Origin of the sequence: Pseudomonas sp. MPC6, assembly GCF_006094435.1 — a bacterium.
In the GTDB taxonomy this organism is placed as follows: domain Bacteria; phylum Pseudomonadota; class Gammaproteobacteria; order Pseudomonadales; family Pseudomonadaceae; genus Aquipseudomonas.
The window spans coordinates 4,247,539-4,273,001 of the sequence record NZ_CP034783.1 but is presented as its reverse complement, the minus strand read 5'-3'; the positions used below and the strand labels follow the sequence as shown (position 1 = coordinate 4,273,001).

26 protein-coding genes and 3 pseudogenes are annotated in these 25,463 nt (G+C 58.9%); 17 read left to right on the top strand and 12 right to left on the bottom strand.

What is annotated here, in order from left to right; all coding sequences use genetic code 11:
* Window positions 1-12: 12 nt before the first annotated feature.
* Window positions 13-1,041: an AraC family transcriptional regulator gene (locus tag ELQ88_RS21755; protein WP_138967655.1), complete on the top strand. Its 1,029-nt coding sequence runs from the start codon at window positions 13-15 to the stop codon at window positions 1,039-1,041.
* Between the two features lie 140 nt (window positions 1,042-1,181).
* Here the strand turns inward: ELQ88_RS21755 and ELQ88_RS21750 are convergent, their stop codons facing one another.
* Window positions 1,182-2,366 (bottom strand): serine hydrolase domain-containing protein, encoded by a 1,185-nt coding sequence (locus tag ELQ88_RS21750; RefSeq protein WP_138967654.1) that lies wholly within the window; start codon window positions 2,364-2,366, stop codon window positions 1,182-1,184.
* A 179-nt stretch (window positions 2,367-2,545) separates the two neighbouring features.
* On the opposite strand from ELQ88_RS21750, the gene ELQ88_RS21745 reads away from it, so the two are divergent.
* Window positions 2,546-2,869 (top strand): LysR substrate-binding domain-containing protein, encoded by a 324-nt coding sequence (locus tag ELQ88_RS21745; protein ID WP_263597822.1) that lies wholly within the window; start codon window positions 2,546-2,548, stop codon window positions 2,867-2,869.
* Window positions 2,870-3,114: 245 nt separating this feature from the next.
* Here the strand turns inward: ELQ88_RS21745 and ELQ88_RS21735 are convergent.
* Both ELQ88_RS21735 and ELQ88_RS21730 read right to left on the bottom strand, forming a co-directional pair.
* Window positions 3,115-3,240: pseudogene (locus ELQ88_RS21735) on the bottom strand (aconitase family protein); the annotation flags it as partial.
* A gap of 229 nt (window positions 3,241-3,469) precedes the next feature.
* The gene (locus ELQ88_RS21730) at window positions 3,470-4,225 is read right to left on the bottom strand and encodes an SDR family oxidoreductase (protein WP_138967653.1); all 756 of its coding nucleotides are present in this window, start codon (window positions 4,223-4,225) and stop codon (window positions 3,470-3,472) included.
* 207 nt (window positions 4,226-4,432) lie between these two features.
* Between ELQ88_RS21730 and ELQ88_RS21725 the strand changes: the two genes are divergently transcribed.
* Window positions 4,433-5,002, top strand: a complete 570-nt coding sequence (locus ELQ88_RS21725) for a YceI family protein (RefSeq protein WP_138967652.1) — start codon at window positions 4,433-4,435, stop codon at window positions 5,000-5,002.
* Window positions 5,003-5,053: 51 nt separating this feature from the next.
* Here ELQ88_RS21725 and ELQ88_RS21720 read toward each other — a convergent pair whose 3' ends face one another.
* Window positions 5,054-5,659, bottom strand: coding sequence for a M15 family metallopeptidase (locus ELQ88_RS21720; protein ID WP_138967651.1), 606 nt, complete (start codon window positions 5,657-5,659; stop codon window positions 5,054-5,056).
* Between the two features lie 336 nt (window positions 5,660-5,995).
* Between ELQ88_RS21720 and ELQ88_RS21715 the strand changes: the two genes are divergently transcribed.
* From ELQ88_RS21715 to ELQ88_RS21700, 3 genes are all read left to right on the top strand, one after another.
* A complete protein-coding gene (locus ELQ88_RS21715) occupies window positions 5,996-7,564 on the top strand; it encodes an alpha/beta hydrolase (RefSeq protein WP_138967650.1) in 1,569 nt (522 codons plus the stop codon).
* A gap of 455 nt (window positions 7,565-8,019) precedes the next feature.
* Window positions 8,020-9,078, top strand: coding sequence for an RHS repeat-associated core domain-containing protein (locus ELQ88_RS21705; protein WP_138967649.1), 1,059 nt, complete (start codon window positions 8,020-8,022; stop codon window positions 9,076-9,078).
* 203 nt (window positions 9,079-9,281) lie between these two features.
* Window positions 9,282-9,962 carry a GNAT family N-acetyltransferase gene (locus tag ELQ88_RS21700; protein WP_138967648.1) on the top strand — a complete coding sequence of 227 codons (681 nt, stop codon included), beginning with the start codon at window positions 9,282-9,284 and terminating at the stop codon, window positions 9,960-9,962.
* A gap of 49 nt (window positions 9,963-10,011) precedes the next feature.
* On the opposite strand, the gene ELQ88_RS21695 is transcribed toward ELQ88_RS21700, so the two are convergent.
* Window positions 10,012-10,953, bottom strand: coding sequence for a class I SAM-dependent methyltransferase (locus ELQ88_RS21695; protein ID WP_138967647.1), 942 nt, complete (start codon window positions 10,951-10,953; stop codon window positions 10,012-10,014).
* 171 nt (window positions 10,954-11,124) lie between these two features.
* On the opposite strand from ELQ88_RS21695, the gene ELQ88_RS21690 reads away from it, so the two are divergent.
* The 5 genes from ELQ88_RS21690 to ELQ88_RS21670 all read left to right on the top strand — a co-directional run bounded on the left by ELQ88_RS21690 (window position 11,125) and on the right by ELQ88_RS21670 (window position 14,258).
* Complete coding sequence (locus tag ELQ88_RS21690) at window positions 11,125-11,733, top strand: cytochrome b/b6 domain-containing protein (RefSeq protein ID WP_128870899.1); 609 nt, start codon at window positions 11,125-11,127, stop codon at window positions 11,731-11,733.
* Window positions 11,730-12,515, top strand: a complete 786-nt coding sequence (locus tag ELQ88_RS21685) for a molybdopterin-dependent oxidoreductase (protein ID WP_138967646.1) — start codon at window positions 11,730-11,732, stop codon at window positions 12,513-12,515. Before ELQ88_RS21690 ends, ELQ88_RS21685 begins: the two co-directional genes overlap by 4 nt.
* A gap of 72 nt (window positions 12,516-12,587) precedes the next feature.
* Window positions 12,588-12,869: a pentapeptide MXKDX repeat protein gene (locus ELQ88_RS21680; protein WP_128870901.1), complete on the top strand. Its 282-nt coding sequence runs from the start codon at window positions 12,588-12,590 to the stop codon at window positions 12,867-12,869.
* Between the two features lie 157 nt (window positions 12,870-13,026).
* Window positions 13,027-13,434 carry a response regulator gene (locus ELQ88_RS21675; protein ID WP_138967645.1) on the top strand — a complete coding sequence of 136 codons (408 nt, stop codon included), beginning with the start codon at window positions 13,027-13,029 and terminating at the stop codon, window positions 13,432-13,434.
* Window positions 13,435-13,589: 155 nt separating this feature from the next.
* A complete protein-coding gene (locus ELQ88_RS21670; protein WP_128870903.1) occupies window positions 13,590-14,258 on the top strand; it encodes an HAD-IA family hydrolase in 669 nt (222 codons plus the stop codon).
* Between the two features lie 12 nt (window positions 14,259-14,270).
* Here ELQ88_RS21670 and ELQ88_RS21665 read toward each other — a convergent pair whose 3' ends face one another.
* From ELQ88_RS21665 to ELQ88_RS21655, 3 genes are all read right to left on the bottom strand, one after another.
* Window positions 14,271-15,233 carry an IS110 family transposase gene (locus ELQ88_RS21665; RefSeq protein ID WP_138963519.1) on the bottom strand — a complete coding sequence of 321 codons (963 nt, stop codon included), beginning with the start codon at window positions 15,231-15,233 and terminating at the stop codon, window positions 14,271-14,273.
* A gap of 296 nt (window positions 15,234-15,529) precedes the next feature.
* Window positions 15,530-16,189, bottom strand: a complete 660-nt coding sequence (locus ELQ88_RS21660) for an isoprenylcysteine carboxylmethyltransferase family protein (protein ID WP_138967644.1) — start codon at window positions 16,187-16,189, stop codon at window positions 15,530-15,532.
* A 100-nt stretch (window positions 16,190-16,289) separates the two neighbouring features.
* Window positions 16,290-17,237, bottom strand: a complete 948-nt coding sequence (locus ELQ88_RS21655; protein ID WP_128870904.1) for a GlxA family transcriptional regulator — start codon at window positions 17,235-17,237, stop codon at window positions 16,290-16,292.
* A gap of 124 nt (window positions 17,238-17,361) precedes the next feature.
* Between ELQ88_RS21655 and ELQ88_RS21650 the strand changes: the two genes are divergently transcribed.
* Together ELQ88_RS21650 and ELQ88_RS21645 are read left to right on the top strand one after the other, a co-directional pair.
* Entirely contained in the window at window positions 17,362-18,153 is a 792-nt protein-coding gene (locus ELQ88_RS21650) for an SDR family oxidoreductase (protein WP_138967642.1), read from the top strand.
* Window positions 18,154-18,258: 105 nt separating this feature from the next.
* Window positions 18,259-19,188, top strand: coding sequence for a pyridoxal-phosphate dependent enzyme (locus tag ELQ88_RS21645; protein ID WP_138967640.1), 930 nt, complete (start codon window positions 18,259-18,261; stop codon window positions 19,186-19,188).
* Window positions 19,189-19,271: 83 nt separating this feature from the next.
* On the opposite strand, the gene ELQ88_RS21640 is transcribed toward ELQ88_RS21645, so the two are convergent.
* Both ELQ88_RS21640 and ELQ88_RS21635 read right to left on the bottom strand, forming a co-directional pair.
* Window positions 19,272-19,589: a DUF2388 domain-containing protein gene (locus ELQ88_RS21640; RefSeq protein ID WP_128870907.1), complete on the bottom strand. Its 318-nt coding sequence runs from the start codon at window positions 19,587-19,589 to the stop codon at window positions 19,272-19,274.
* 150 nt (window positions 19,590-19,739) lie between these two features.
* Window positions 19,740-20,744 carry a GlxA family transcriptional regulator gene (locus tag ELQ88_RS21635; RefSeq protein WP_138967638.1) on the bottom strand — a complete coding sequence of 335 codons (1,005 nt, stop codon included), beginning with the start codon at window positions 20,742-20,744 and terminating at the stop codon, window positions 19,740-19,742.
* A gap of 198 nt (window positions 20,745-20,942) precedes the next feature.
* Here ELQ88_RS21635 and ELQ88_RS21630 point away from each other — a divergent pair, with 198 nt between their 5' ends.
* The 3 genes from ELQ88_RS21630 (at window position 20,943) to ELQ88_RS21620 (ending at window position 23,610) form a co-directional block, all read left to right on the top strand.
* Window positions 20,943-21,881, top strand: coding sequence for a cyclase family protein (locus tag ELQ88_RS21630; protein WP_138967636.1), 939 nt, complete (start codon window positions 20,943-20,945; stop codon window positions 21,879-21,881).
* Window positions 21,882-22,121: 240 nt separating this feature from the next.
* Window positions 22,122-22,910 (top strand): SDR family oxidoreductase, encoded by a 789-nt coding sequence (locus ELQ88_RS21625; protein ID WP_128870910.1) that lies wholly within the window; start codon window positions 22,122-22,124, stop codon window positions 22,908-22,910.
* A gap of 103 nt (window positions 22,911-23,013) precedes the next feature.
* Entirely contained in the window at window positions 23,014-23,610 is a 597-nt protein-coding gene (locus ELQ88_RS21620; RefSeq protein WP_128870911.1) for a DinB family protein, read from the top strand.
* Here ELQ88_RS21620 and ELQ88_RS21615 read toward each other — a convergent pair.
* Both ELQ88_RS21615 and ELQ88_RS21610 read right to left on the bottom strand, forming a co-directional pair.
* Window positions 23,531-23,837, bottom strand: a pseudogene (locus tag ELQ88_RS21615) (LysR family transcriptional regulator); the annotation flags it as partial. The gene ELQ88_RS21620 and the pseudogene ELQ88_RS21615 sit on opposite strands and share 80 nt — an antisense overlap.
* Before the next feature lie 70 nt (window positions 23,838-23,907).
* A complete protein-coding gene (locus ELQ88_RS21610) occupies window positions 23,908-24,960 on the bottom strand; it encodes an RHS repeat-associated core domain-containing protein (RefSeq protein ID WP_138967634.1) in 1,053 nt (350 codons plus the stop codon).
* Between the two features lie 169 nt (window positions 24,961-25,129).
* Here ELQ88_RS21610 and ELQ88_RS21605 point away from each other — a divergent pair.
* Window positions 25,130-25,396 (top strand): annotated as a pseudogene (locus ELQ88_RS21605) (transposase); the annotation flags it as partial.
* Window positions 25,397-25,463: the final 67 nt, after the last annotated feature.

Genomic DNA, 25,463 nt, shown 5'->3' with positions numbered 1-25,463 from the left:
TCAGGTGCCTCTATGCTTCTCGAGCAGGCGTTGTTAACCGATGTCAGCGGCAAGCCGATTCAGCAGCATCACAAGAATTTTTCTACCGAATGGGATGAAATCAGCGACTGGTCGGATCGCGTCTACATGCCCTATCGGGTGTGTCCCGTAGGGCAGGCCATCAAGCCGAGCGCCAGCATGCACTCGTCGAGGATCGGCGAGCTGACGCTGACGCGTTTTGCCTATGGCGTGGCGGTAAGCATTGACGATTTTTCCCCCGATGCCGGGAACGCGCTGCTGCTCACGACCGTTCGTGGCAATGCCCGGCACTGGGCGCAGCGTTCGGTCACAGAAGATACCGCGGTGGGCGAGTCCTTCATTGCCGATTGCAGCCGGGTTGATTACCGGATCGATCTGGACCCGGATCACCTGCAGCTGAATCTGACCATTCCCCATGCAGTGCTGGAGCGGATGGCGCAGCAGTGGTTCGGGTTCGTGCCCGATGACCGGTTCTGGCGACACAAGTGCGTCCTCGGCGGGGTCGGTTCGAGCTGGTTGAGTCTGCTCGAGTACACCGTTCGCTGTGTGGCCGAGGCCCCCGGGTACATGGCCGAAGGGCGCATGGGCGCGCACCTGGAGCACAATCTTTGCGTGCACTTGCTGCAGGAATGGGCCAGCCGCGCCGGGCGGGCGGGGCTGGATCTGAGCAGTCCGATGAACCGGATCGCTCCGCGTTATGTGAGGGCTGCCGAAGAGTTCATGAGTGCCAATGCCGCGAACCTGCCGACGCTGGCAGAGGTGGCTGGCGCAGTCGGGACCAGTGTGCGGTCATTGAGTGGTGCCTTTTCGCGTTTTCGTGGCATGACCCCCGGTGCATTCTTGCGCGAGCAGCGGTTGCAGGGGGCGCGCCGGGATTTGTTGGCGACTGATCCGCAATCGGGTACGACGGTGGCGGTCATCGCCTCTCGATGGGGGTATCTGAACCTGGGGGAATTTGCCGGGATCTATCGCAGGCGGTTTGCTGAACTGCCTTCGCACACCTTGCAGCGCCGTCTGCGCTAGCGTGTGACGCAAAAAAAAGGGCACCGGAAGTGGCGTCCATCCCACCCACTCGGTGCCCCAAAAAAACCGGTCGTTCGTCTCGGGTCAGAACACCCACAACGGCCGTCGATGCGGGTCTCTCCACCCCAGAGGTGAATGGCTCAGCCGGTCAGATAGCGGTAGGCCGCCGTCTCGAAACCCAGATAGCCGGAGACCGAGATGGGGTCGGCGAACGGTAGGGTCTGGGTGGCCCAAAAACCACCGATGCCGTTCTTGCGATCGATCCAATAGAACAGATTGGCCAGCCCAGCCCAGGCCAGAGAGCCCGCCGGGCGACCGGTGTGCGCATCCTCGTCATTGATCATGAAACTCAGCCCCCAGGACGTGGGCATGCCCGGGAAGAATTCCGCGGTGTTGGTGAGGCTCGGGATAACGCCGGGCAGGGCTTTGATCTTCAGGTTGTCGAGGCCGTTTTTTTCCGCCAGGCGAATCGTCTCCGGCCGTAGGATCCGCCCATGATCGCCTTGTCCATCGTTCAGCCAGGCACGAATAAACCGACAATAATCCTGCACGGTCGAATACAGGCCATGACCTCCCATATGCACTTCGGGATCCTGCGGCAGGATGAAATCCTCGAGTACGCTCAGCGATCCATCCACTTCACGCTGATGCAGGCAAGCTCGCCGCTGGAGCATCGACGGGGTCATGGTAAAGGCGGTATCGGTCATACCCAGCGGCTCGAAGATACGCTGCTGCATGACTTCGCCCAGGCGCTGTCCGGTAATGGCCTCCACCACCAGGCCGGCCCAATCCAGGTTGGAGCCGTATTCCCACTGTGCTCCGGGCTCGAACAGCAAGGGTGTTTGCAGCGCCGCCAAAGACCCGCTGATGATGCCGGGCAGTCCCTGTTCCCGGGCCAGTCGGTTGTAGTGTTCGTTGAAAAACTCATAATCAAAGCCTGCGGTATGAAGCAGCAGCATGCGGGTGGTGATGGGTTTTTTCGGCGGGCGCAGGCGAGGGCTGCCGTCGCTGTCGAAGCCCTCGAGTACCTGCTGTTCGCCGATCATCGGCAGGTAGTCCCTGGCGGGCGCATCGAGATCCAGTCGACCTTCCTCGACCAACTGCAGCACCGCCGTGGCGGTGATCGCTTTCGTCGCGGAAAACAGGGCGAAGACGCTGTCGGTGGTCATTTCCCCGGCTTGACCGAGTGTGCGTTGGCCCGAAGCGCCTTGATAGACCGGGCCGTCACGCCCGGTGATGGCGGCGACCACGCCAGGCACGCGTAGCGGTCCACCTGTGACGGTACTGAACAAGTGGTTGAGTGACGAAGTAAGACCTGTATTCATTATTCTTACTCTCCCTACACCCCTCCATGGCCGGCTGGCGCTCATGGCGAGGTGTGCAGTGGTAGGACTGGCTGGCCCGACGTGAAGCGCTGAACGTCGGGGCCAGTGGAGAGTAAGAACATGCAATCAGGGCGTCTGTCGGTTGCCGGCAGAGGGTGTCGGAATCAGGCAGTTAATGTATATGCCGGGCAGGTGAGGCGATGCAAAAAACGGTTCAGGCAAAGATCCGGCAGCAGGAATCGGTGCGGGTCAGCGGGCCCTTATCCTCCAACAATGGCGAGATCGTGCTGGAGTGGGCGTTGAGCGGCGGCGGGGTGTTATTGCGTTCGATGTGGGACGTCAAACCGATGCTGGAGCAAGGGCGCCTGGTGCAAGTGCTGCACGAATACACCCAGAGCGCCAACGTCTGGGCGGTGTACCCGACCCGACTCAGCCAGTCCGCGAAGTTGCGGGTGTGCGTGGAGTTTCTGGAGGAGTACTTTCGCGAGCTGTCGGTCGAGTGAAGCCATGGCGATGCAGAACTTGCCCCGGGATTTGTGTACACACCGATTACCTGTAGGAGCTGGCTTGCCTGCGATGAACCGGAGAGCGCCGCGGAGTGTCAGGTTTCCAGCGCTATCGTTGAAGCGGCAGCGATTGCTTGCGCAATTGATCGATCTCGAACGGGATCACCGAACCGTCGGCCAAACGGATGTTTTGCTCGGGCAGATTCACGCAGGTCTTCGATCCGGGCGTTGGTGCAAGAGCCGATGAACGCGCCCCGGGCGCCGGCCTCCACCGCCATGTTGCACATGGTCATCCTGGCCTCGACGCTGAGGGCATCGATCGCCGGCCCGGCGAATTCAATCGCATAACCCGTGGCGCCCGACGCCCCGTAAGTCCTGGTGTGACTAAAACGACAGAATATTCATCGCGGAATCTGCATCAAGAGCCGTTAAGTGAAGGCGTTGCGCACGTATTGTGAATAATGAGTTGCATGCAGAAGGAGAGGCGAGCGCTAACCTGTGGCGAGGGAGCTTGCAGTGGGAGCAACGGTCTTGATGGCCTTTATTTTTGAGGCTTATTTGATAGACCGCAGTGCTCCCACAGGGGTATGCACCCAATCAGCCATGCGTGGTGTTCTTGAGCCAGCTTTCAAAGCTCGTCGCGCCAAGGATCGTATTGTCGCTCGGCGTCAGCGTCTGGTCGTCAATCGGCGCTCCGAAGTACGGAACGGTATCGTCCGAAACCGCCTGGCGCGGATCCTTGATGTGTTGCAGGTACTCACTGACGAACTCCACCAGCGGTCGGCGCTCGGGGCCGGCCACTTCCACGGTCTGGTTGCTCGGCATTTTCAAGGCGATATCGGTCAGTGCCGCCGCCACATCGATCGAGGCCACCGGTTGCAACGCGGCGCAAGTCAGGTGGATGGTGTCGCCGTCCTCGCGACCCGAGAAGGCAATCGCGCTGATGAACTCGAAGAATTGCGTGGCCCGCAGGATGGTGTAGGGAATACCCGAGGCCTTGATCAGTTGTTCCTGGGCCATCTTTGCCCGGAAGTAGCCACTGTCGAGCATCCGTTCGGTACCGACAACACCCAGCGCAACATGATGTTTGATACCGTTGACTTTCTCCGCAGCCAACAGGTTTTTCCCCGCCGTTTCGAAAAAGTGCAAGGCCGCATGGTCTTCGAATGAGGGCGAGTTGGCCACGTCAACCACCACGTCGGCATTGTTCAACGCATCGAGCAACCCTGCACCACTGATGACGTTGACGCCGGTACTGGGTGACGCCGCCAGGGTTTCATGCCCCAGTGCCTGCAGGTTTTTGCACAGTTGGCTGCCGATCAGGCCGGTGCCGCCGATGACGACGATTTTCATGGTCGGTTGTCCGTTGCGGTGAGTGCTGCATTCATTAAACACCCGCTGAACGGGAACGTCGGGCGCACCCATGCGTGGACCGACAGGTGGTCGGAAGTCCGCCCGCCAAGTGGAATAAACCGCGGTTCTTTGCTTTAGTCACACCTTGTGACTGGCCGGTGTGCGCAGCGCCCCAAAGGCAGCAGGAAGCCCTGACGGAAGAATCCCATGAGCCCTCGATTTTCACCTTCCGCCGCCTGGGTTGCCGCACTCGCATTCGCGGTCTTGCCCTGCGTCGAGGCAGCCCAGTACTCCCAGGTGAATGCGACTGCCAGTACCATTTCCTTCACCTATAAGCAGTTCACATCGCGGGCCTACGGCACCTTTGGCAAGTTCGCAGCCAGCCTCGATTTCGACACGCAAAACCCCGCCGCCGCCCACGCTGCACTCAGCATTGACCTTGACAGCATCGACGCCGGCAGCAGCGATGCCAACGAAGAGCTGCAGAAACCCGCCTGGTTCGACACGGCGAATCATCCAGTGGCGACATTTGAATCGAGTGGCGTGCAAGCGCTGGGCAACGATCGCTACCTGATCACCGGCCAACTCACGCTCAGGGGGATGACGCGCGTGGTGGAGGTGCCTGTGCAGCTCAAGGCAGACGACGCCATCGGCATATTCGATGGTCAGCTGACGGTAAAACGCAGCGACTTCGACATCGGCGAAGGCGAATGGGCCGATGGCGTGGTGTCCAACGATATCCACATCCGGTTTCGCATGGTTGCGCCACAGCAGTAGTGTCAGGACGTCCATGGAGCCCATGTCTTGGCGTTGTGGAATCCGATCGCCCTAGACAAAGACTTTCTGCTGGTCTGTCTTGCGTTTTCTGAGTGCGGCCAGCATATCCCTTTCGGTCATCCCGCTGGCCCAGGAAGGGCGCAGTTGATAGTGGGGCTCATCCTTGAAGCTTTTCCAGTTTCCGCCCCACTCCAGACCCAGGTCCATCGCCAATACCCCGACGGCTTTGTACTTGGGTGAATTGCCCAGGTACTTGCCCCCTTCGAAAATACCGATATCGAACGCGATGCCGAAGTTATGGTTGGACTGGCCACCTTTGGCATTGGTGACCGTCGGGCCATTGTCAGGGCGCCCTCTGGCGTAAAGCGCGTCCTGCTCTTCGTAAGTCCTTAGTCCACTGATGATCTTGATGGTGATGCCATTGAGTTTGGCTTTCTGTATGAGTGCAATGGCATAGGGGCGCACGGGTGGCAGCAAGGAGTCGATGTTCTTTTTACTTTTGGGGTCCAGGTCGGAGGTGGAGTTATCTGCCAGTGTGGCGGCTTGATCGGGAATCAGGCGTTGGGCAATGGCGGTCCAGGTTTGTGGCCCGGGTTTACCGTCAACTTCTACGCCGACAGCGGCTTGAACGGCACAGATCAGTTGTTGGATATCCATTGCTTTGTACTCTTTGTGTTAATTGAGTATTACAGCGGTTGTTAATGTAGGTTTACAGTCCCGCTATGAGTTATTTGATAAATAATTAGTTAAACGGTAGATGCTGTTGCGGAATTGATCAACTTGCCTGGGGTGATATAAGTTGTATCATTGCTGTTACATTTCTGTAACGCTGGCTTATCAGTTTCAGTGGCTTTGGTGGTTTATCGTTAATGTTTGTTGCTGATACCGGGTGGCTCATCTAAGTTGTCTTGGGAGCCGTTTACAAGTGCATGATCCTGATAGACGGCACGTTCACTTTCTATGCCCGGCAGTCGCTCGGAAAGGAAGGTCACGATGGCTAAACCCACCCGCAGGCCGCAACCCCTGATATTGATCCGCGGGTTCGGCGGGCTCAACGTCGAAGACGAGAAAAAGGCCACCTATCAAGGCTTCAATGACGGCACGGTCTACCCCCAGAAGCGTGGCGAAAACTACATTTATGAAGGGTTCATCCTCAGGTTCTTGAAGTCTTCGTGGCAATATCAGGATGCAACTAATGTCGTCGGCTATTATGGCGAAAATGTCGGTGCGACCGCGCCGGCCATTCCAGCTGAACTGAAGACACTTGATTTGGACTTTTTCAGCAAAGGCAAGTTGATCATCGATCCGGCCATGGCGTTGCACCTGGTACGCACGGCGAATGACCCGAACCGGACATTGTGGGTATTTCGCTACTACGATCTCAATGACCGAAAAATGGTCGCCTACGGTGCTGCACTGCTGCGTCTGATCGACTTTATCCGGGCCCTGGCCAAGCTCAAGAACCCTGCGCAACCTGAGCCCATGGTCAATATCATCGCCCACTCCATGGGCGGTTTATTGGTGAGGCAGGCGATCCAACAGACGATTCCGGACGCTAAACGCAAGCCCGCCGATCTGATCAACAAAGTGGTGACCCTTGGTACTCCCCATCAAGGCATCGCCTTTCAAGTGTTGAAAAAATGGGTCGGGACCGAGGCGCAACAAGAGATCGAACATTTCAATCCGAACACTCAAAAAGACCCGAATATCCCCACGTCATTTACCCAATTTGGCAAGCATTTCCCGTTGGATCGCCTGCTGACAGTCGTAGGGACCAACTACAAATCCTACGACGTCGGCTCGGCCTCCCTGGGCAATCGGCTGTTTTCGGTGGCCGACGAATTCGGCATGAACTACAACCGCAGCGACGGCCTGGTCAAACAGAGCTTCGCACAGATCCCGGGGGCGCCACGAACCTTCGTGCATAAGTGCCATGGTGGTTTCGACTCGCTGGTGACGGCCAGGGAGTCATTCGAGATCGCCACGCGATTCTTCTTCGGCAACGTGAAGGTCCGTTTGCGGATGATCGAAGGTGAAGTGCTGCGCGGCATGGATATGTTCGGCAAGAGCGAGTTCTTTTTCGGCGTGTCGATCAAACCGCGCGGGGTCGATTTCGAACTGTTCCACCAGGGCGCCGATTCGGAAAACTGTTATGGCCCCTTCACCAAGACCAGCCTGACCGACCCGGCTGTGGAGTTCGGTTGGGCCGGCCCCGACCGGCTGATCTGGGAGGGGTATCTCAACACCACGCCGATACTGGAAGATGCCAGCATCAGCAAAAAGGACATGGTCATGCGCGTGGACTTTTATGTCGGCGAGCGCGATCTGTTTGGCGTGGGTTTTTCCGATAATGTGATTTTCAGAAAGCAGTACTACATTCGCGGATTGCTGCTGCCGCCTTACACCATGTTTATCCATGATGGCGAACAGTTTGCGGCGCCCGGTTATGTCGACGATCCCAAGACGCTGATGAAAAAAGTGGCCCAGGGGTGGGAATTCGATGTGACGGGGACGGGGTTCAAGGGGCGTTTCAGGATCGAGGTTGAGCAGGTGCCTGAGTGATAAACCCGATTTCGCCAGGATAAAAAGATCGCAGGCTGCGCCAGCTCCTACGTTGACCGCGTACACCCTCGAGGGTGTTCGTACTCATGAAAAACCAAAGCGAATACCAGCCGAATTTAAGGTTGCAGGGTTCCCCTGCAACATAGAATCTCCCACATTTGATCGTTGGCGTACACGAATCAAATGTTCACCGAGAATCCACTGTGAGCGAGCTTGCTCGCGAAGGGGCCGGCACATCCAACACTTCAGTCACCTGACACTTACCAGTCTCAGCCCCGATATCGCAACGTCTCCCGCAACAAGGCAAACGCCGGCGACGCCTGACGCCGGCTCGGGTAACACGCCCATCATTTCTGCCGCCGTCTGGCCGACGCTAGCAGTTCTGCTAGTACCCAACACCAATCAACTGCGCCACAGTAAAACCCTGAATCGACGATCTTTCAGGGAACTCCACCATGTCTGCGAACCGTACAATCCTGCTCTGCCGCTATCATTACGATCCGCTGGATCGACTGGTTGCAAGCACACCCCTGACACAAGCCAATACTCAGCGCTTCTACAAGAAAGATCGCATGACCACCGAAGTACAGGGCGAGGTACGGCGCTCAATCATGCAGCACGACGATCAACTGCTGGCGCAGCATGAGCACCAGATCGGTACCGTGGAAACGCGCCTGCTCGCCACCGACCAACAACGCACGGTGTTGAATACGCTCGACACGGTTCAGCACAATCCTCTTGTCTATACAGCCTACGGACATCGCCCGCCCGAGAGCGGCTTACTCAGCTTGCTCGGCTTCAACGGCGAACGACCGGACTCGCTGACCGGGTATTATTTGTTGGGCAATGGCTATAGGGCGTTTAACCCGGTGTTGATGCGGTTTAACAGTCCGGACAGTTGGAGTCCTTTTGGAGCAGGCGGTGTGAACAGCTATGCCTATTGCTCCGGGGATCCTGTGAACAGAAATGACCCTTCTGGACATGTAGGGAAATTGCTTTGGGCAGCCATGCGCAACAACTTGAAATTCCTGGTCGGTCAGGGTGAGCAAAAAACTCGTCTTGTTCGTCAATCGACAAAGTTCCTTAAACAAAGCACAGCGAACAGTGCAGTAAAGCGTACAGCTGCGGATGCTTTTCAGAGCTTAATAAAAGAGGTGCCCATACAAAAAGTCGCTCCAACCCCACGGGCGCTTACCTGGGCCTCGCCACCCACACGCCCTCAAATCAACCAGACTTCCATTGTCAACCAACCGATGGCGCCAGTGAATGCTGCAGGCCAAGTGCAAGCTAATCCCGGTAGCTCTATTCCCACGGCGCCCACGGCGCAAAACATGGACCTCGCATCTGGAGTGCAAATAGCTCATACCATAGAAATTTTAGCGAGCAACGGCTTATCTCGAGCGCAAGTACTTGCGCTATTAACGCAAAATGTGAGAGCGATTCCTTCGACGTCTAGCACAATAAGAGCACCGAGAGCCCCCATGCGCGGACCTCAGCACCTTCAGCCTTTCTGATCGTTCTCACGCTCTTCGTCCCTAGCGTCCATTCATAACCGCAGCCTTGAACTGTGAAACATGACGGGACACTGGTGACGCAGAGCGTGGGAACGATCATTGCGATGCGCTGAGTACTTTAGCGAACAAGCCGCCCCGGCACGTTATGATAGGCAACCCCGCGATCAACGCTTCACATCCGCCCCCCGGAGTCAGCCCCTGCAATGCCCCAGATCACCCATTACCAAGCCCCATGCCCAGAGCCGGTCAACAGCCAGATCCTGCAGATGGTCGTCGACTACCTGACCGACATCAGCATGGTCGCGATCCCGCCGAGCAACCTGTTGTACAACCTGTATCAGTACGCGATCGGCTATGAGGTTCATCTCTATCTGGAGGCCTTGAACGGGGCGAAAGGGATTGCCGTGGAGTTGCTGGTCGCGACGGACGATGACGACCCGGAAAAAGTTGTCGGCTTTTTGCTGTACCTGCCGGTCAAGGACGATCCCGAGGCGTGCGGCGTGGCGTACATGGCGGTGCAGGCCGGTTATCGGCGTCAAGGCATTGCCCGGCGGATGCTGCGGGAAATGGTCGGCCGTTATCCCCATGCCGAACTCACCTGCGCTGTGGCCAAGGTGCCTTATTTCGAGTCGATGGGCTTCCAGGTGGTGGGCGTGCGCGGGACTCAGGTGCTGATGAACACCCGCGACCATGGCAGTGAAGGCTTGATGGGGCTGTTGGATGTGGCCTCGATCTACAGCTCGCTGGAGGTGCGGCAGATTCATACCTATCTGCTGCAAAAACACGGCAAGCGGGCGATGCTCGATGCGGAAAAGCAGCGGGATCGGCATCTGGACCAGATGACGCGCAAGGCGCATGAGTGTGTGCGCCAGCGGCTGGGGTAACTCGGTTGACTGTGGGAGCGAGCGGGCTCGCTCCCACAAAGAACGGGACTCAATCCCCCAGCCGGAACACCAACGCCTTCAACCCGCACTCGACATCCGCATCCGGAAACTCCGGCGGATTCTCCAGCCGTTGCTCGAACCGCAGGCTCGGCGCTTCACGCATCACGCCCTCGATCAGGAAATCCGCGCCGAACGCCGGGTCGTTCATGCAGGCCAGCACCGTACCCTGGGCACTGAGCAACTCCGGCAGGCGACGCAACACCCGCTGGTAGTCCTTGGTCAGCAAGAAACTGCCTTTCTGAAAGGACGGCGGATCGATGATCACCAGGTCGTACGGCCCCTTGCCGATCACCTTGCCCCAGGACTTGAACAGGTCGTGGCCCAGAAACGTCACCTGGCCCAGGTCATGACCGTTCAGGCGGTGATTGTCACGGCCACGGCTCAGCGCCGGGCTGGACATGTCCAGGTTCACCACATGGGTCGCGCCGCCCTCGATGGCGGCCACCGAGAAACCGCAGGTGTAGGCGAACAGATTCAACACGCGCTTGCCCTGGGCATTGGCCCGTACCCAGTCGCGGCCGTAGCGCATGTCGAGGAACAGGCCGGTGTTCTGTTTGCGCCCCAGGTCGACGCGATAACGCAGGCCGCCCTCGGTGATGGTCATGTCCTCGATCGCCTCCCCGAGCAGCCACTCGGTGGTGCTTTGCAGCAGGTAACGGTGTTGCAGCGCCAAGGTGTGCGCGCCGCAGGTCGCCCACTCAGGTGATTGAGTGAGTTCCAGCAGCCGCTGTTTCAACGCCTCCAGTTGCGCCGCTTCGGGTTCTTTGAACAGCGACACCAGCACCACACCCTGCAACCAGTCCACCGTCAATTGTTCCAGCCCCGGCCAGCAACGACCACGGCCGTGGAACAGCCGGCGGGTTTCTTCCGGGGCGGCTGCCAGGGCTTTGAGCAAATGATCGTGGAGGATGGAGAGCGCGTCAGAGTTCATCGGGCAGGGTCGGCAACAGGTCGGGGCGGCATTTTAAACACAAATGCTCCCCAACGAATCAACAACGGACCTGCCCAGGGAGTTATCACGATTAATTTAACTTTCCGTGAGGATTTGGCGATTTGCCCGCCCTCATACTCGGCACCAACGATCAACCGCCGGGAACGCATCATGTCCTCGCTACCTGCTTCATCCCATCCTCGCTGGCTACGCCTGACCCATTGGCTCAATGCGCTGGCGGTGCTGGTCATGGTCACCAGCGGGTGGCGGATCTATAACGCGTCGCCGCTTTACGATTTCAGTTTTCCCGCTTCGATCACCCTGGGCGGCTGGCTCGGCGGCGCGTTGCAATGGCACTTTGCGGCGATGTGGTTTCTTGCCATCAACGGTCTTGTCTACCTGATCATCAACCTCTTCAGTGGTCGGCTGAAACGGCGCTTTTTCCCCGTCTCGGCCCACGGCGTCCTGCATGACCTGTGGGCAGCGTTGCGCGGGCGATTGGCGCATGCCGACCCGACTCATTACAACCAGGTGCAACGGGTGGCGTATCTGTTCGTGATGGTCGACATCGCGCTGCTGGTGATCTCCGGGCTGGTGCTGTGGAAGTCCGTGCAATTCCCGCTCCTGCGTGAGTTGCTGGGCGGATACGAAGGCGCGCGGCATGTGCATTTCATTGCGATGGCGTTGTTGGTGGCATTCGTCGCGGTGCATCTGTTGATGGTCGCGCTGGTACCCAAAACGTTGTGGGCCATGATTGTCGGTCGCAAGGAACCCGTATGAAAAAGCACATCGAAGGCTCGGCGCTGGACGAGTCGTCCATCCTGACCGACGCCCGGAAAATCATTGCACCGCAGATCGAGGATCGTTCCCGTCGCAGCTTCCTGATGCGCGGCCTGACCCTCGGAGGCGTGGCCATGTTGTCCGGCTGCAACCTGACCGACAACGACAGCGTCGAGACCGCGCTGTCCTCCATGTCGCGGTTCAACGATCGGGTGCAGGGCTGGCTGTTCAACCCCAACGCAATGGCGCCGACTTATCCTGAGTCGATGATCACCCGGCCGTTTCCTTTCAATGCCTTCTACGGCATCGATGAGGCACCGACGGTGGCGGAAGAGGGTTACCGCCTGGAAGTGACCGGGCTGGTGGCCGACAAGCGCAGCTGGCGCCTTGAAGAGCTGCGCGCCATGGCGCAGACCGATCAGATCACCCGACACATTTGCGTCGAAGGCTGGAGCGCGATCGGGCGCTGGGGCGGCGTGCGGTTCAGCGATTTCCTGAAGCGGGTCGGTGCCGACACCGATGCCAGATATGTCGGCTTCAAATGCGCGGACGACTATTACACCAGCATCGACATGGCCACCGCGCTGCATGCGCAAACCCTGTTGGCGCTGACCTATGACGGCGCGGTACTGCCTCGCGAGTACGGCTTCCCGATGAAGCTGCGCATGCCCACCAAGCTGGGCTACAAGAACCCCAAACACATCCAGGCGATATTCGTCAGCAACACCTACAGCGGCGGCTACTGGGAAGACCAGGGCTACAACTGGTTCGGTGGCAGCTGACGGCGCCCGGCAGTTTCAGTGCGCAGCACTCGCTGTGCTCATTCGCAACCTGTCATTCAAAGGAGTTTCATCATGAAAGTGTTAACCACCGCCGTACTGTCGATGTGCCTGGCCATGGGCGCTGCCAGCGTGTTTGCCGCCGATGCCATGAACAACGACAGCATGAGTAAGGATTCGATGTCCAAGGACGCCATGAAAAAGGATGCCATGAACAAAGACGCTATGAAAAAAGACGCCATGTCCAAGGACTCAATGAAAAAAGACGAGATGTCCAAGGATTCCATGGGCAAGGACGCCATGAAAAAAGATGCCATGTCCAAGGACGCCATGAAGAAGGACCAGATGGCACAGTAATTCGAACACTGTTATTCACGGGCTTTCGCTTCCAGGACTCTCGATTTTTGTCGTTGCCTGTATCAAAAATGAATTTCCTCGGTGTCTGCGGCTCATACCTGTAGGCAGCGGATTTGAGACCGCGAAATCATTCAGGCAATCAGGGAGTGGCACAGTCATGAGTCCAGTATCGACAGCGGGCGAACCGCTTCCTGGCGGGTTGATTCTTGTGGTCGAGGACGACCCGCTGATCCTGGAGTTTCTCTGCGAAATTCTTCAGGAGGAAGGGTTTGTGGTTGAGCCGCAAGCCAGTGCAGACGCCGCATCAGCCTATCTGGAAGGTCATTTCAATGAAGTCCGGCTATTGCTGACGGACATCACCATGCCCGGCAAGCTCAATGGCGCGGACCTGGCCAACCAGTTCGGCGATCGCTGGCCGGACAAGCCGATCATGATCATGTCCGGCTTCGAAACCCCGGAAAGCTCCGGCGTCCGGCACCCGGTGTCGTTCATCAAGAAGCCCTGGGCGCTCGGGCAATTGATCGATTGTGTGCAAAGTGCCCTGGATTCACGCAGGACCCTGTAGGAGCTGGCTTGCCAGCGAAAGCGTCCGGACATTCAACATCGATGTCGGCTGATACACATCGCCTTCGCTGGCAAGCCAGCTCCTACAGGGGGTGGTGCAAGAAGGTGTACATTGCGTGAAATACCCGCCTGGCTCTTGCAAAAGGAAGCAGCCCTTTGCCTGTTCACAATTGCGTCTTCAACACCCCGTACCGCGCTTTTCTATTCGACATGGATGGCACCGTCCTCAACTCCATTGCCGCCGCCGAGCGGATCTGGGCCGCCTGGGCCTTGCGCCACGGGGTCGATGTCGAGTCTTTCCTGCCGACCATCCATGGCGCCCGCGCCATCGACACCATCAATCGTCTGGCGCTGCCCGGGGTGGATGCCGAGGCTGAAGCGGCATTTATCACCGAGGCCGAGATCGAGGATGTCGAGGGGATTGTCGAGGTGGCCAGTGCGGCGAACTTCCTCAAATCCTTGCCGGCCAGGCAATGGGCCATCGTCACCTCTGCACCCAAGGCGCTGGCGCGGCGACGGATGGCGGCGGCGGGGATACCGGAGCCTGAGGTGATGGTGACCGCTGAAGACGTCAGCGCTGGCAAACCTGATCCTGCGGGTTACCGACTGGCTGCTACGCGGCTGGGCGTCGAGGTGAGCGAGTGCCTGGTCTTCGAAGATGCGGCGGTGGGGATACTCGCGGCCGAGGCGGCGGGGGCGGACCTCGTGGTCATGACATCGACTCACATTCACCCGATCGAGACGGCGCATGCGACGCTGGTCAGTTATGACAGGGTGACCGCAGTAGTGGGTTCCGACGGCCAGCTGCGTCTTCACACCCTCTAACTGTGGGAGATTCTATGTTTGGGGGGAAGCCCCAAAAACTGGATTTGGCTGATATTCGCTCTGGTTCTTCATCAGGGCGAATGCCACCCGTGCCAGCTTGCGAGCCAGGATGACCAGCACTTGAGTCGTCTTTAATCCCCGCTCCAGATAGCGTTCGTAAAACGGCTTCCAGGTCTTTGAGCGACTGGCAGCCATCGCCGCGTTATGCAGCAGGCGCCGTATCTCTGAGTCACCTTTCTTGGTCAGCTTTCGACGTCCGTTCATCTGCCCCGAATCAGAGACTCTCAAATCCATTCCAAGAAACGCGATATAGGCGTCACCACTGGCGAAATCGCCGCGTTGAAATGCCATCGTCAGTGCGGTGGCGGTAAGAAAACCGACCCCCTCTACGGCCTGGCAGCGTTTGACTTGCTCGAGCAGACCCGCCTCTTTTACGACGTCCAACAGCTTCTTCTGGATGAGTAAATCCAATCGGCCCATGGCAGCGATCTGTTGTTTGAATGCCGCTTTCAGCAGCGGTTCGTCGTTCCAGCTTTGAGTCAAACTGACACGCGCCTGGACCAATGTCGCTCGTCTTCGAAGCAGGCTTTGAAGCTTGGTATAGACCTTCGGCGGCGGGCTCCAAGGACGTAGCTCTTCCTCTTCGTTCTTCAAGTAACGCGCCAGTAAACGGGCGTCGCTGGCATCTGTTTTGGCGCGGCCACCCACTCCTTTGCGGTAATTACTCAAACGGAAGCCGTCGATGACATAGACGGTATGTCCCATTGCATGAGCCAGCTCAACCGTATCCAGGTGATAGATATTGGTGGCTTCAATAGCGATGGCGCTGTTTGCAGGTAACGTTTTCAGCCACTTTGTAAGAGACGGTTTATCGTTTGACACGGCCAACAGCAGATCCGTGTCGGCCTGATAGACCACCACTTCGGCCTTGGCGACATCCACTCCGACTACAGAACGCGAGACACTCATTGCCACAAAGAAAGCTCCGGGTTAGGGTTTAAAGGCTTGTCGGGGCTTCACCATTGCGCTGGCTTGCTTCTATCGTCGGTCATGGCCGATGCATTCCTTATCGGCGCTTTGGTGAAGGGGTGGGGCGAAGTCTCCCACGGTCTGTACTGGCTAGAGTCAGATGCTGGCTTTTAGTCCCACCACCCCTACAAGTCTAAACATACAAGCGGGCTTGCTCGCGAAAGCGGTCTTTCAGACACATAAATGCTGAATGTACCGGCGCTTTCGCTGGCAAGCCAGCTCCTACAGGGGGTTGTGGTGTTTCAGTAGATTCTGGGAATCAACCGCCAGCTACGGGCGCAATAGGCTTCGTATTCATGGCCAAACTGTGCCCGCAACAGCGCTTCTTCAGCATGGATGCGCGCAATCAGCGGGATCATTGTCAGCGCGGCCAGCAACAGGCCGACTCCGGAGCGAAACGCCAGCGCCCAGCCCACGGCCGTGATCAACATCCCGAGGTAACTGGGGTTGCGCAAGTGGCGATAGATCCCGTCGGTGACCAGGCTATGCCCCGGTTGAATCGCCACCAGCCCACTGAAGCGTTTGCCCAGCACAAACACCGGCCACAGCCGCAGCGCACCGCCGATGATGAACAGCAGGGCGCCGAGCCAGCGAACCCCCTCGCCACCGAAGGTCCAGAATTCGATCCGGTCGGTGTAGGCCGGCAAAAAACCGCTCAATACGCCGATCACCCCGAAGGCCGGAAGCACCCAGCGATTGGCCCGGTCCTCACGTTCGCCGGAGCTCAGGTTGACCTCGGTAAACAGTGACGCGATCGCCATCACCAGGGTTGCCAACACCACGACCACCAGCGGCGGATGGGAAAAAAACGCCGCAAATCCGCCCAGCCCCCATACCGCGAGCCCGAGGTAGGCGAGGGTGGCGGCAAGGGCAAAAAACGCCAGCCTGGCCGAGATTTTCATCCGCACCTCCACACATGAGCCTGACACCTCTCATTGTAGGAAATCCCAAGCAGATCCCAAGCAGATCCCAAGCAAATCCCGAGCAGCCCCCACGCAGCCCCTACGCCGCGTTGTCCGTCCGGGCATTGCGCCGGATCACCTGTGGCGGCTGGCCGAACGCCCGAAGGAACGCTTCGCGCATGCGCCGACGGTCGCTGAAGCCGGTCTCGACGGCGATCTGATCGAGGTTCAGTCGTCCGCGTTCGAGCAATTGGCGAGCGGCTTCCAAGCGCAGGTTCTCGATGGCCTTGGCCGGCGACTGGCCGGTCTCGGCACGAAAGGCCCGGCTGAATTGCCGAGGGCTGAGGCGCGCCACATCCGCCAGGTGTTCCACCGACAAGGCCTCGGCGAGGTGTTCCCGGGCATAACCAAGCACGGTCTGGATACGGTCGGATTTCGGTTCCAGTTCCAGCAGCGCCGAGTGCTGCGACTGACCGCCTGCACGGCGGTGGTACATCACCAGCTTCTGCGCCACGGCACGGGCCAGGTCGGCGCCATGATCCTTTTCCACCATGGCCAGCGCCAGGTCGATGCCGGCGGTCATTCCGGCAGAGGTCCAGATCGAACCGTCGATGACATAGATGCGGTCTTCTTCGACCTTGATCGACGGGAACCGTGCCTGCAGTTCCCGAGCGTACGCCCAGTGCGTGGTGGCCCGTCGACCATCCAGCAAACCGGCCTGGGCCAGGACAAAGGCGCCGGAGCAGATCGATGCCGTGCGGCGTGCGGTCTTGACGCTGGCGCGCAGGTAATCGAGCACACCTTCGGGCGCCTGCTGGAGGATGGCATCGCCGCCGACCACGATCACCGTATCGAACACCCGCTCGTCGAACGCCTCGGTGCCGACACTCAGACCACCGGAGGCGCGCAACGCGCGGCCGTGCTCCGACAACACACTGACGTCATAAAGTGCTTCGCCGGCGCTGAAGTTGGCGTATTCGAACACCGGCATGGCCGCCAGCGCCATGGACTGGAAACCTTCAAAAACGACAAACGCCACGCAAGTCATCGCCAGTTCCTCAAAGTGTCATGTCCTGAAAACGTACTTTAAACGTCATTTGCGACGCGCGTCAGTCAATTTATAACGGATCACACCCGGCGAATCTATCGTCTCACTGTGAAGGAAAATCGACATGGCCCTCTCCTCCAAAGGCACCGCACTGATCACTGGCGCATCTTCGGGCATCGGTGCAGTTTACGCCGAGCGTCTCGCCCGGCAGGGTTACGACCTGATTCTGGTCGCCCGCAGCCGGGGCAAATTGAACGTCCTGGCCAATCGGCTGAGCAACCAGACCGGCCGCGCGGTGGAAGTGGTCGCCGCCGACCTGAAAGACAAAACCGACCTGTTGCGGGTCGAAAATATGCTGCGCCACGACGCGAGCATCACGCTGCTGGTCAACAATGCCGGGGTCGGCGCCGTCATGCCATTGCTGGGCAGCCCGGTGGACGACATGGAAGAGATGATCAGCCTCAACGTCACGGCGCTGATGCGCCTGGCTTACGCGGTGGTACCCGGCTTCGTCGCCCGCGGCAGCGGAACCGTGATCAACATCGCCTCGATCGTCGCCATCGCTCCGGAAATTCTCAACGGCGTGTACGGCGGGACCAAGGCCTTCGTCCTGGGTTTGAGCCAGTCGATGCATCACGAGCTGGCCGACAAAGGCGTGCGCATCCAGGCCGTGTTGCCCGGCGCCACGGCCACGGACTTCTGGAGCGAGGCCGGTAATCCGGTGGAAAACCTGCCGCAGGAGATCGTGATGTCCGCCGAGGACATGGTCGACGCCGCGCTCGCGGGCCTGGCCCAAGGCGAGGTGGTGAGCATTCCCGGCCTGCACGACGGCGAGCAGTGGGACCGCTATGAAAGCCAGCGCAAAACGCTGTCCGGGTTGTTCGGCAACTCCACGGCGGCGCCGCGTTATCGCTGAAGCGGCAAGTCCGGGGGCCGGGGTGAACTAAGCTAGGGTAATGAGCGTGCACCCTTGGCTCGTTGAAACGATCGAGGAGCCGGTGGCGTGCCAAAGGGAGCCACCATGCTTCACATCAGAACACCCTTGATTCTGCACCCGGGCCTGTCGACCCCGACCCGGCGCATCTGGCTTAAACTGGAAAACCTGCAACCCAGCGGATCGTTCAAGCTGCGCGGCATGGGGCTGTTGTGTACCCAGGCAAAGGCTGCGGGCAAGCGCAAAGTGGTGTGCCCCTCCGCTGGCAACGCCGGTTTCGCCACGGCCGTGGCCGCCGCCAGCCTGGGCCTGAAAGCCTGCATCGTAGTGCCGCATACCACCCCGGAAACCACCCGCGCCAGAATCCGCAAGACCGGTGCCGAGGTGATCGTGCATGGCAAGGTCTGGGACGATGCCAATCAAAAGGCCATGGCGCTGGCGCAGGGCGCGCACACCGAATACGTGCCGGCCTTTGATCATCCGGTGTTGTGGGAGGGGCACAGCAGCATCATCGATGAAATCCTCGAGGACTGTCCGCAAGTCGATACAGTGGTGACGTCGGTCGGCGGCGGTGGCTTGCTGGCGGGGATTCTCACCGGCTTGATCCGCCATGGCCGCATGGACTGCCGGATCGTCGCCTGCGAAACCCAAGGCGCCGCTTCTTTCTCGGCGGCGCTGGCTGCCGGGCACCCCGTCAGATTGCCGCGAATCGATACCGTCGCCACCTCGCTCGGCGCGGCCCAGGTCGCCGCCTGGCCGGTGCAGCACATCCACGATTTTCCTCACCAATGCGTGGTACTCGGCGATGACGACGCGATCATGGGCGTGGTGCGTTATGCCAACGACCTGCGACAGTTGGTCGAGCCGGCGTGCGGGGTTTCGTTGGCGATCGGCTACCTGGACCATGCGGCGATTGCCGATGCCCGGGATGTGGTGATCGTGGTGTGTGGCGGGGTGAATATCAGTGTGCAGATGGTTGCCGGTTGGGCGCGCCTGTCCACTGCAAGCGCAAAGTAGCGTGGTAGCGTGAAGTCTGAAGCGAAGGCAGGGCCGGAAATGCCATTGAGGTTTCACCAGCCCCACCGCGACGTTTTCAGCTGTTATTGACCGGCAGGTGTGCCTTCCTGCACCAGGATGGCTCTGGCCAGGTCTTCATCGCTGGCCTTCAGGCCAGGATTGTTTTGACGAACCTGCTGCAACACCGACTCCAGGTACACCCCACGAATGGTGCCGCCACTGGCCACGAAGCTGGAGGCGTCATCCCGGGCGGGAATCATCATTTTGTCATCCTTGAAGGTCGAATACAGGGACGCGGAAAGGCCCGCCGAAGTGGCGACATCGCCTGCATCCACATCGGCCAGGGCCGAACCGACGGGCAAACAAAGCACTAGCGAAGAGATGAGAAACAGACGGCGCATGACGGAGTCCTCCGAAAGCATGAAGCGTAAAGGAAGTACTGCATACCTTAAGATGCCTGATGCCACTCAGTAGTTCCTTGCCGCCCAAACTATCACTTCGACCATAAACGCGGACCGGCCAGTTTTGCCTCGCCGCAGGCCCGGGTTTGCTCACCGCGAAAACCGCTTGCGATAATCCCGTGGCGAGACGCTCAGATTGCGCTGAAAGGTGAAGCGCATGCGTTCTTCATCCCCAAACCCGCACGATCGGGCGATCTGATCGATATTGCGCTCGGAATCCTCCAGCAAACGCCGGGCAGCCTCCACGCGCATCACTTCGACAGCTTTGGCTGGAGTGCGGCCGGTCTTGAGTTTGTAGGCCCGGGCAAAGTTGCGCGGGCTCATCTGCACCTGTTGGGCCAACACGTCCACCGTGAGATTGGCCTGGCTGAGGTTCTGCGCGATCCACAGGTGCAGGTCGTCGAATGCGGCACTGTCCCCGGTTTGCGCTTGCAGCAATTGGCTGTACTGGGCCTGGCCGCCGGGGCGCTTGAGAAACACCACCAGTTCCCGCGCCACTTCCAGGGCGACTTCACGCCCGCAGTCAGCTTCCACCAGGGCCAGCGCCAGATCGATGCCGGCGCTGACACCCGCCGACGTCCACACCGAGCCTTGCTGGATGAAGATCGCATCGCTGTCGACTTCAATCGACGGGAAACCCTGCTTGAGCATGTCGCACAGCAACCAGTGGGTGGCGGCGCGTCGACCGTCGAGCAAGCCGGCCTGCGCGAGCAGGAAGGCGCCACTGCACACCGAGGCGGTGCGTCGGGCCTTGGCCGATGCGCCTTGCAGCCAGGCGACCAGGTCCAATGATTCATTCATGGCCTGACGAATGTTCGGTGCGCCGGGCACGATGAGCGTGTCGATCGACTGATCGGTGAAATCGCTCAAGGCCAAGGTGTCGACGCCAAGGCCTTCCGCCGTCTGGATCAAGCCGCCGTCGAGGCTCGCCGTATGGCGCTCGTAACCTGGTAAGCCGCGATGGGCCATGGCCTTGGAGGCGGCCCAGAACACGGTTTGAGCCCCGGTCAAATCGAGCAGGCCCATCTCGGGGTAGGCGACGAAGACGATTGAACGCGGTTGATCGGGGGAGGGCGCCGGAGGGATTTCGTTCATGGGCTTCTATTTCGACAATGCCGGATCAATTCGGCCGGATTTCCGGGGTTTATGTCATTCAGGCCGACAGAGTTCAACCTCCAAACGACGAAATGGCCACTCGTGACAATCCAGAACAATTGTATTACCGGTACCTGTCTGTTTCCCCACCGCAGGGCTGCGTACCTTGGGTTCACTGCAACCAGACAAGGACCACCCATGCTGAACCGATTGGTACTGCCGTTTGCCCTGTTGTTCACCCTCAATGCCGCCCACGCCGCGGAGACCGAAAAATGGTATCCGTCGAAATACGGCGCCAAGGATGAGATCGGTGCGCTCAATCTGTTGAACGCCGAGTCGGTGCTCAACGCCGCGAAACTGATCAAGACCGGCAAAACCTACCCCTTGGCGGTGCCCATCGATAAAAACCTGCCGGCCTTCCGCCATCGCAGTTTTCATCTGACCAACATCCAACCCGGCGAAGCCGGCGGCACCACCATGGGGCCGAACAAGTTCACCTTCAACGACGAACTGGTGGTGGGCTGGACCGGTGTCGGCACCCAACTCAACGGCATCGGCCACATCGGCATCGACAACGTCTATTACAACGGCAACCGCGCGGCGGATTTCGTGACCGTGGAAGGGGTGCAGAAACTCGGCATCGAGAAAGTCCCGCCTATCGTCACCCGTGGCGTGGTGCTGGACATGACGGCGGTGTACGGCAGCGCCATCGTGCCGGAGAAAACCGAGTTCAGCGTCGCCGATATCCAGAAAGCCCTGGACCTGCAAGGCATCACCATTGAGAAGGGCGACGTGGTGCTGTTCAACACCGGTTGGCTGGAGCTGCTGGGCAAGGACAACGAAAAATTCCTCGCCGTGGAACCGGGCATCGGCATGGCGGCGGCCAAGTGGCTGGCGGACAAACAGATCGTCGCGTTCGGCGGCGATACCTGGGCCTCGGAAATCTACCCGGGCGCAGACGGCCAGGAGTTTCCGGTCAATCAGTTCATGCTGGCGAAAAACGGCATCTACAACCTCGAGCTGATCGACAGCCGCGCACTGGTCCGGGACAAGGCCTGGGCGTTCATGTTCGTGCTGGGGCAGCCGCTGTACAAGGGCTCGACCCAGGTCAACATCAACCCGGTGGCGATTCGCTAAAGACCTCTGGAAACGAATGGTTTTGGCCGGCTTGCGCAAAAACCTGTGGGAGCGAGCCTGCTCGCGAAGAGGGCGTGTCAGTCAACATTGATGGGGCTGACACTCCGCTTTCGCCGGCAATCCGGTCTCCCACAGGGGAGATCACCGGCGGGCATTGATCCATCGTTAGCGCATGCCAGACAGTGGTAACGTAAAAACCCACGAGGATTTTTTTCGCACTCAACCAACAGGAGCAGGGTCATGGAATTGGGAATAACGGGACGCTGGGCGATCGTTTGTGCCGCCAGCAAAGGGCTGGGGCTGGCTTGTGCGCGGGCCTTGGCAAAGGAGGGCGTCAACCTGGTGATCAACGCCCGGGGCAACGAAACCTTGCAGGCGGCGGCAGACGAATTGCGCCAACTGGCACCCGGCATCGAAGTGCGCACGGTGGCCGGGGACATCAGCGAGCCGGCGGTGCGTGAGCAGGTATTGGCCGCCTGTGCGCAGGTGGATATCCTGGTCAATAACGCCGGCGGGCCGCCGCCGGGGGACTTCCGCGACTGGCAGCGCGAGGACTGGCTGAAGGCGCTGGATGCCAACATGCTGACGCCCATCGAGCTGATCAAGGCCTGCGTCGATGGCATGGCCGAGCGCGGTTTCGGGCGCATCGTCAATATCACATCCGGCGCGGTGAAGGCGCCGATCGATGTGCTCGGCCTGTCCAATGGCGCCCGCAGTGGCTTGACCGGTTTCATCGCCGGGCTCGCGCGCCAGTCCCGGCTGGCGGGCAACAACGTCACCATCAACAACTTGCTGCCGGGGCCGTTCGAGACCGAGCGCCTGCACAAGACCCTGAGCGCCGCCGCCGACGCCACTGGCACCAGCGTCGACAGCGTCGGCGAACAGCGGCGCAAGCAGGTTCCGGCCCAGCGCTTCGGCCAGCCCGATGAGTTCGGCGCTTACTGTGCGTTCATTTGCAGCGCCCACGCCGGCTTCCTCACCGGCCAAAACCTGTTGCTGGATGGCGGCAGTTACCCCGGAACCTTCTGATCTTCCTGGCCCGGTCAAGGTGTACCGATGATCAGCGTCTGCGATGCCGTTCGTCGATGAGGGCTATGCTTGGCAGTGCGCCCATTGAAGTGGGAGACCTCCGATGATCAACGCACGCACTGCCCGCATGCTTGCCGATTACAAACGCTGGGCCGATCAACGCCTCTTCGACAGCCTGAGCGCCTTGCCGCCCGGCGAGGTCAATAAAGATCGGGTCTCGGTGTTCAAGAACATGATCGGCACCCTGAACCACATCTACGTCGTGGACTGCATCTGGCAGGCCCACCTCGAAGGCCGAGGGCACGGCTTCAAGACCTCACACGATTTGCTGCATCCCGACTTGGCCGAGCTGCGCGAGGCGCAAAAGGACATCGATCACTGGTACTGCGACTGGAGCGAGCGCCAGACCGATGATTCGCTGGATCACCCCGTCGAGTTCAGTTTTGTCTCGGGCGAAAGCGGCACCATGAGCGCCGGCGCGATGCTGCTGCACGTGGTCAATCACGCCAGCTACCACCGCGGCTGGGTGGTGCAGATGTATTTCGAGATCCCGGCGATGCCACCGGTCACGGACCTGCCGGTGTACCTGCGCGAATCCGATCAGGTGTATTTCCGCCCGCTCAACGCGCCGGCGGTCGCGCGGACATGTGGCGTACAATTTTCGAGCGCAACCAGCGTTCTGCCGGATCGTTATCGTTGACCCCGTTCCAGACCATCGACAGTTCGGACAGGTTGAGGTCAAACGGCGGGTCGTCGGCCCGCAACTGGCTGCTGCCCTCGATCAACGCGCACAGGCCGGCGAACTGCGGCACAGCCAGCACCGTACGGCGCGATGGGCTGATGCGCGCGAGGTTGTTGTCGATTACACCGGTCAAGTGACCGGAACACGACGTTGGCGTGTGGCCCTTCGCAGTATTCATCCAGGCTCCGCGAGTCGCCGTTCCATAACTTTAACCAGCAGCAAACAGTGCTGATGGGCATTTGTAGACAGCATCTATTATTTTTTTATGCGAATAAAGTAAGCTTCCTCAATCTGGTCAACTATTTCGTAGCCTCTATTCTGTTTATTGACAGATAGCGTATGTTTCGTCAGTTCGTCAAGGTAATAAATTCTGGTGGCGCTGGCTGAAGCTGTCTCATCTGTTCTCTGGGCAAGTTCTCTGTAATTAAAGGCGTCGGACCATAGTGAGTTGGTGCGTGATTTTGTTTTGATGCTTAATAACAAGTCAAGTCTTTTTTTCATTGATGGATCCACTGTGGCTGTATTTTTTGCGAATGCTAGATCATAATTAAACTTTTGGTTTTCGATGTATCGGTTTGATTCAAGGTGGTTTAATTTCTCTATTCTTGATCGTTGATTTACTGCGTTTTTTGCCGTTATTCCCGGCCTGGGTTTCGATATTAGTGGAATCGAGCTATTGCGATGCATGGTAATAGTGCCGTTTTTCTTTACGACGTTTATGGCTGCCCTTTTTGCCAGAATTCTAAGCCGTAGGACGGCCCCTAAACCCAGCGTGCTGTGTCCGTCTGGATCGGAGTTGTTAGTCGGATCCCCTAAACAATATGTGTAGGGGTTCAGCCCGCCCTCTCCAAACGGGCTCAAACTGTCCGGACTGTTAAACCGCATCAAAGCCGGATTAAACGCCCGATATCCACAGCCCAATAAATAATGCCCGGTCACCGGATCAGGTCGCTCGCCATTGAAGCCCAGCAAACTAAGTTCCCCATTTTCCGGGGCGCGGTGGCCATAGGGAGAATAGGCGATGGGCTGTGGTGGATGATCGGCGTTAAGTGATTGCGTTACGGTACGCTGCTGATCAGTAGCCAGTAACGAGGCTTTAACTGCATTGTCCTGAATACTCAACTGTGCCAACAATAAATCACCGTGCTGGACAATGGAATATTTCATCGCGTCCTGTATCTCGGTGGTCATCCGGTTTTTGCAGTAGAAGCGTTGAAGCTGAGGTTCATCAGATGGCGTATGGCCAATCAAGCGATCAAGGGCATCGTAGCGATAGTGGCATTGTTGCGATGAGTGTAGGCGCCTCATGAGTCAGTGCTCCATCGGTCTTATTTCGAGTGACCAGTGTTGCCGGTTTCGTGACGGGTGGGAACTAGCAGAACTGCTAGGTCCGGTACGAAATCAGCTGAAACTCATTTGAACCCCGTATGCGTCGGGATACAGTAGAGTCCGCGTCCATCAAATGCAGGAGCCCACGATGGCCAAACGGTATGAACTCACCGACGCAGCCTGGGAGTTGGTTGCAGACCTCTTCATCGAAGCCCGGCGCGGTGGTCGCCCAAGGGCAGATGATCGCTTGATGCTGAATGGCAACCTATGGGTGCTTTGCTCAGGCGCTGCTTGGCTAGACATGCAGGAGCGATTTGGGCCCTGGTCTACGGTCTATCAACGCTTTCGTGATTGGCGCAACCGAGGCGCCTTCGATCAATTGCTCAAACGTCTTCACATCAGACTCAACGAGCAGTCAGGTAATGGTAATGCCAACTTACATTCCCTCTTCGCGGGCAAGCCGGTCTCCAACTGTGGGCTAG